Below are 6,259 nucleotides of genomic sequence, written 5' to 3' on the forward strand. Positions count from 1 at the left end.
CGCGACGTTCTCCCAATCGGCTTCACTGATCAATGACATGGCGACCCTTTCCACTTAATGGAGTCGATTGGCTCTAAGTGGAGTGCCCATCACAGGACCCCCTCGACCTGCTGCTCAGCGTTGCGGACGGTGATGCGTCCGCTCATGAGGTGGGGAAGCAGGGTGTCGCGGAGGTCGGCCAAGTGGAGGGATTCCACCTCTGCCGCGAGCGCCCGCCCCCACAGCGTGGTCATGAGCGCGTCGCTCGCAGCAATGGCTGCCGGGTCCGGCACTCCGACCGGTTCATCCAGGTGGCGGCGCTGGATGTGACCCATCGTGGTCGCCTTGTCTGCTGCGATGGCCTTGAAGTCTTCGAGTTTCCGGTCAACCGCACATGCGACCAGCCACAGCGGCCAGTCATGATTCGGGATGACCTTGAAGATGTGCTGGTTCACGATGGCCTCGGGCCGATACCAGCGTGCAGCTGTGAGACTGCCTGACCAGGCAAACAGCAGGTCACCGGGTCGAGCCAAATTGTCTTCCGGCACCTCGATGTCGTTGTAGACGGTCGACCCGCCGAGGCCCGAGTTCAGTTCGGCGATCCGGACAACCACCCTTCCTGTGCCAGTCGCGCTCTTCGTGTAGGCACGACCGTTGACGAATCGAGCGAGTTCGGAGAGCGGTCTGGAGGCCTCGCCCACGGCAGCCTCGTAGTTGGCCCGCCGCAACTCATCACACGCGGTCACAACAGACTGATTCACAGCGATCTTGTCATCGAGGGCGCCGAGGACTTCGACGATGGCGCGCTGGGTGGGAAGGGGCGGCAGATCAAGGACGATGGAATCCATCGCTCTCCGCGTGAGCTTGGGCAGGGTCGAGCCACTCAGATAGCCACTGATGTCGGTCTGCGCAAGGGCATGGCCTAGGAAGCGCGTGTCGGCCATGTGGTTGGCGCGCACGACATGTGCGTGATTGTTCACCCAGAACTGGCCGGAGGCCAGAAACGCGATCGGCGTATTCCGGCTCCGCAGGTTCTCGCCATCCTCGGCAATCAGCAGGTACTCGCCGTCATATAGGTAGTCGCTGACGTGATCCACCACGCCGGATGCGCCGTAGTAGGGAAACGGACCGTCCTCACGTTCCGTAGCTTTGACCGGCCGTCGCGTGGCGTCGAAGTTGTCGGTTACCGCGCCGAGGGTTGTACGCATCACGAAAGCCTCGCCAGCTGCTCACGCACCACGGCGTCGAGCCGTGCCGACTCGTCCAGGGCGGCCACCAAGCTGCCAGCTAGGAGCTTGATCTTCTCGTCGAGGTCCACACCGTCGTCCTCGGGGGTTGCCGTGCCGACGTAGCGGCCGGGGGTGAGGGCGTAGTCGGCTGCCTTGATCTCGGCCAGGGTGGCGGAGTAGCAGAAGCCAGGGATGTCCTCGTAGGACGACCCTTCGTCAGGCTCAGGGATCGTCCCGGGCTCGGGGACCGTCCCACGCCCGTCGCTCGCCGTAGGCTCGCCGCGCCAGGTGCGGTAGGTGTCGGCGATCTGGGCGACGTCCTCATCGGAGAGGGCGCGTTCGGCACGGTCGACCATGTGGCCGAGGTTGCGGGCGTCGATGAAGAGCACCTGGCCGCTTCGGTCCGTCCGCCACTTCTTGTTCTTGGCGAAGATCCACAGGCAGACCGGGATGCCGGTGGAGCGGAACAGCTGGGTGGGCAGGGCGACCATCGCCGAGACCAGGTCGGCCTCGACGATCCGGGCGCGGATCTGGCCCTCGCCGCCGGAGTTGGTGCTCATCGAGCCGTTGGCCATCACCACGCCGGCCTGGCCCCTGGGGGCCAGTTTGCTCAGGATGTGCTGGATCCAGGCGTAGTTGGCATTGCCGGCGGGCGGGACGCCGTAGCGCCAGCGGGCGTCCTCCTCGTTGCGGGCCCAGTCCTTGATGTTGAACGGCGGGTTGGCCAGCACGTAATCGGCCTCCAGGTCGGGGTGCAGATCGCGGGCGAAGGTGTCCCCCCAGCTCGGGCCGAGGTTGCCGATGAGCCCGTGGATGGCCAGGTTCATCCTGGCCATCCGCCAGGTGCGCTCCATGTTCTCCTGGCCGTAGACGCTCAGGTCGGAAGGGTTGCGGTGGTGCGCCTCCAGGAACTTCTCCGCTTGGACGAACATGCCGCCCGAGCCGCAGCAGGGGTCGTAGATGCGTCCCCGTTGCGGTTCGAGCATTTCGACCAGCACCCGGACGACCCCCGGCGGGGTGTAGAACTCGCCACCCCGCTTGCCCTCGGCGGCGGCGAACTTGCCCAGGAAGTACTCGTACACCTCACCCAGCAGGTCGCGGGCCCGGCTCGCGCCGCCACCGGTGAACCGCGCCGAGTTGAACAGGTCGAGCAACTCCCCCAGCCGGCGCTGGTCGACGGCCTCGCGGTTGTAGATCCGGGGCAGCGTGCCGGCGAGCGCCGGGTTGGCCTCCATGAGCTGCTTCATCGCCTCGTTGATCAGCTGCCCGATGGTCTCGTCCTCGGTGCCCTTGGCGCGGACGGCCAGGTATTCCCAGCGGGCGACCGGCGGCACCCAGAAGACCTGCGAGCCGCTGTACTCGTCGCGGTCCTCCTGGGAGTACTCGATGTCGTCGGCGGTGTAGCCGCCCTCTGCCTCGAGTTCGGCGCGGATCTGCTCACGGCGCTCGGCGAAGGAATCCGACACATACTTCAGGAAGACCAGGCCGAGGATGACGTCCTTGTAGTCCGAGGCCTCCAGCGAGCCGCGCAGCTTGTCGGCGGCCTTCCACAGGGTGTCCTTCAACTCCTTCATGGTGGTCGGAGCCTGGGTGGCCGGTTCAGAGCGTCGTCGCGCCATGGTTCTCCTTGGTGAGGCGGAGCTGCCGGGATTCGACAGCGTCGGTCAGGTCGTGGGTGAGGGCGTCGAGGGCAGCCAGTTCAGCCACCAGCGTGGCCCGCTGCGCGGCAAGCTCGGCGAGCGCCTCGCCGAGCGCCTCACGGTCGGGGGTGGGGACGGTCGCCAGCGGCCAGGAGCGCCAGGCCGGGCTCGTCTGGGCGTTGATCCGGGCTGCGACGGCGTCGGGCAGCAGCGGTGCGCCGTCCGTCACCCGCAGTGCCCGCGCGGGGGTGGCCACCAGGTTTCCGCCCTCGGCGTCCACGGTGGCGGACGGGCGCGGCCGGGACGTGAAGACGACATCCCCCGGCTCGGTGAAGTCGACCTCGGCGCGATCGAGCAGGCTCAGCCGGTCGACCCGCCGGTGGTCGCCCGGCGCCTGGCTTGGGTCGTCGATCACGGCGACCGAGCCGGACGGCAGCCCGCGCGGGTCGAGCCGGCGTCCGGCCACCAGGCGCAGCCAGCCGCGGCCCAGGGCCTGGCCGATCGTGACGAAGTCGGCGCGTCCGGCGGCCGGGTCGAGCCCGTACCCGGCGAGCCTGCCCGCGGAATCCGCCGCGCGCAGCCGGACGACGCGATCCGCACCGCTCGCCACCGCCCCCGCCCCCGCCGCTAGGCGTATCCGCGACGGGACCAGGCTTCCGCTGGCCGACACCAGGTCACGAGTGGGAACCGCGTGCAGGTGGGCCCACGCCCGTCGGCGGGCCCCTTCGCTGCCCTGCCAGGCGGCCACGAGATCGTCCACCAGGCCGCCGAGTCGGGTGAGGTTGCCGTCGCTGAGGTCGGCGACCATCGTCCGCCGGTCCGCGATCGGCGCCGGATCGGCGTCCCCCATCAGCCACAGGCCGGAGGGTTCGCGCGGGTGCGCTCTGCGGCAGCCGGCAGGCAGGCGGACGATCGCGCGGACGAACCCGTCGCGCAGCAGCTGATCGCGGCGAGCCAGCACCTCGCCGGCGAGCGGATCGGTGAGGGTGGCGGCGGGGGCGAGGCAGAGCACGAGCTGTTGCTCGCCCAGCTGGAGCGCGATCTCGTCGAGAAGGTCGAGGTGGTCGAGCGGCGTCGAGGCAGGTGCGCCGGCGGCGGGCAAGACCAGCAGGTGGGCGACCGAGCCGGCGACCGACCAGTCTCCGTCGCCCGGATCGACCACGCGGTGGGGCAGGCCGGCGAGGATGAGCTGCCGGCGAGCCAACCGATGGGCCGGCGAATCACCGTCCATGAGCAGCGCCTGCGACCGTCCTGCGGCCGCCTCGACGAACAAGCCGCCCAGGCAACCCGTGGCATCCATCACTGCCGGGTTGCCGAGTTCGCCGGCCAGCGGGTCGAAGAGCTCCGGCAACAGCCGGGCGGCGGCGTCGCTCAGCGCCACCTGCGCGAGCGGCTCGGCGGCGTTGCGCAGCCAGAGTTCCAGCACGCGGGAATGCGCCGACGCCGCATCCCAGGCGGCGGCGACCATCTCGTCCGCCTGCCGGATCAGGGCCGGGAGGTCTGCGGCCCGCTCCAGCTCGCCGAACAGGCAGCGGTCATCCGGGTCGTTGGATTCGGCGAAGTCGAGCAGATCGTCGGGGTCACCCACCTCGGCCAGAGGTCCGCCGTACAACTGACGCAGGGTGATCAGGGCGCTGAGCGTCGCCAGCTGCGCAGGGCCCGGGGCGGGGCCGGGATAGGCCGCGGCATCGATGCGGGCTTGCGGGTTGTTGCCCCGTCCGGTCGCCTCCAGCCACGAGACCACCTCTTCGCGCAGGAACAACTCCTGCGTTCCTTGCCGATCCCGCGGGGCCGGGAACGGGTGGCCTCCTTCGCGCGAACGGCGTCGCCACACCGTCACCACCGGTCGCTGGACGCGCGCGAGCTCGGCGATATCGCGCATTGTCATCAGCTCTGCCACGTCAGCCTCCTGCCCACAGCCCAGCAGATGCGCGGCACTCGCGCAACCCAGCTCGTGTGATAACCCCCTTTATCAGCCGTCTGTCAGAGAACTGTCACCGCTGGTCGGCAGTCTGATTGCCACGTCCAGACCTCAAGGAGTGACCATGACCGGCTCCCAGCCTCCGTTCCCCGAGTACCAGCCCGGGCCCGCCGCCTACTCGCCGCCGCCCGGATCGGCACCGACTCCGGACCCCGCCCCGAAGCGAGGGAACCTGCTCACCTCCCGGCCGGCGATCGGTGCGGCCGCGCTTCTGCTGGGAGCGGCGCTCGGCGCCGGCGCCGCAGGCGGCTCGGGCGACGTGGCCATCCCCGCCGCGGCGCCGACCGTCACCGTGACGGCGACCACGACGGCCTCCCCCGTCCCCACGCCGTCCGAGAGCGCGGAACCGGAGCCCGAGCCCACCCCGGAAGTCGATCCCGAAGCGGAGCCCGAACCCGTCGAGACGGCCTCGCCCACCACCTTCAAGTGGGGGAAGAAGGGCAGCTTCGTCTACGAGGACATCGAGATCACCCTGCGGATCGACAAACCCAAGCCCTCGACCAACACCTTCGACAAGGACAACCTCGAGGCCAAGCTGACCGTCTGCAACAAGGGCGACGACACCATTCAGGAGCTGAGCGCCCAAGGGCTCGGCCTCTACGCCGAAGACAATTCCGGCGGCAGGTACAGCCTCTACGGCCCGTACCGCGCCCCGGAGTTCCCGGTCTACACCTGGCAGAGCTCGACGCTGAAGCCCGGCAAGTGCCGCACCGGCTGGGTCTCCTTCGAGGACGGACGCAAGGCCGTCCGCATCGCCACCGACATCGGTGACGAGACCTACTCCTGGTCGAAGTCGGGCAAGTAGCCGTCGTCCACCCAAAGCCGGAGTGGGACCGTTTCGGGGGGGTCCCACTCCTCCGCTCGGCTGGCGAAGGCCGCCGCCACCTACCAGTTCAGCTCGTCAGGCGCCTGATCCAGGGAGCCGGCTTTGCGAGTTGCGTACCCCGGGTGACACGCTTGGCACATGAGCAGGACGCACACCCTCGTGATGGGATCTCGGGGTCGGCTGGTCATTCCGGCTGAGGTGCGTAGCGGCATGCACTGGCACCCAGGAACCCGCCTCATCGCCGTCCAGACCGAAACCGGGGTGAACTTGATGTCGGTCGACCAGGCGCAAGACATGATCGCCGAGCAGCTCATCGGCCACGATCTGGTTGCGGAACTGATCGCCGACCGACGGGCCACGGCGGAATAGGGTCAACCCACCTGGACGAGGGCGGCGACCGTTGCCCGATACGCTGGCGAGCGTGGAGTCCACACCGCAGTCCAGCTATGAGAGCTATCCGTCGGAAAGCCCGGCTCCTGAGCCACCCTTCAGTCCGGCTCCTTCCGCGCCCGGGGCTGACTCGTCGCCGGCGCCCAGACGGCCGACGAAGACCGGGCCGCCGGCCCCGTTCCGGCTGTCGACGGTGCAACTTGGCCCCGGTGTG

Annotated in this window: 5 protein-coding genes; 2 read left to right on the forward strand and 3 right to left on the reverse strand. The window is 69.1% G+C overall.

The annotated features are described in order from the left end of the window. Positions 1 to 89: 89 nt before the first annotated feature. Genes Q0066_RS14250 through Q0066_RS14260 form a run of 3 tightly spaced genes read right to left on the reverse strand, consistent with a single transcriptional unit; the run spans position 90 to position 4,736 of the window. Positions 90 to 1,187 carry a restriction endonuclease subunit S gene (locus tag Q0066_RS14250; RefSeq protein ID WP_298134018.1) on the reverse strand — a complete coding sequence of 366 codons (1,098 nt, stop codon included), beginning with the start codon at positions 1,185 to 1,187 and terminating at the stop codon, positions 90 to 92. After that, entirely contained in the window at positions 1,187 to 2,827 is a 1,641-nt protein-coding gene (locus Q0066_RS14255) for a class I SAM-dependent DNA methyltransferase (RefSeq protein ID WP_298134020.1), read from the reverse strand. Before Q0066_RS14255 ends, Q0066_RS14250 begins: the two co-directional genes overlap by 1 nt. Continuing rightward, on the reverse strand, positions 2,808 to 4,736 hold the full coding sequence (locus Q0066_RS14260) for a hypothetical protein (RefSeq protein WP_298134022.1): 1,929 nt from the start codon (positions 4,734 to 4,736) through the stop codon (positions 2,808 to 2,810). The genes Q0066_RS14255 and Q0066_RS14260 overlap by 20 nt, the downstream gene beginning before the upstream one ends. A gap of 157 nt (positions 4,737 to 4,893) precedes the next feature. Here Q0066_RS14260 and Q0066_RS14265 point away from each other — a divergent pair, with 157 nt between their 5' ends. Both Q0066_RS14265 and Q0066_RS14270 read left to right on the forward strand, forming a co-directional pair. Next, a complete protein-coding gene (locus Q0066_RS14265) occupies positions 4,894 to 5,634 on the forward strand; it encodes a hypothetical protein (RefSeq protein WP_298134024.1) in 741 nt (246 codons plus the stop codon). Positions 5,635 to 5,817: 183 nt separating this feature from the next. Continuing rightward, positions 5,818 to 6,024: an AbrB/MazE/SpoVT family DNA-binding domain-containing protein gene (locus Q0066_RS14270; RefSeq protein WP_298134026.1), complete on the forward strand. Its 207-nt coding sequence runs from the start codon at positions 5,818 to 5,820 to the stop codon at positions 6,022 to 6,024. Positions 6,025 to 6,259: the final 235 nt, after the last annotated feature.

It is taken from the genome of Micropruina sp., from assembly GCF_027492755.1.
Classification (GTDB): domain Bacteria; phylum Actinomycetota; class Actinomycetes; order Propionibacteriales; family Propionibacteriaceae; genus Micropruina.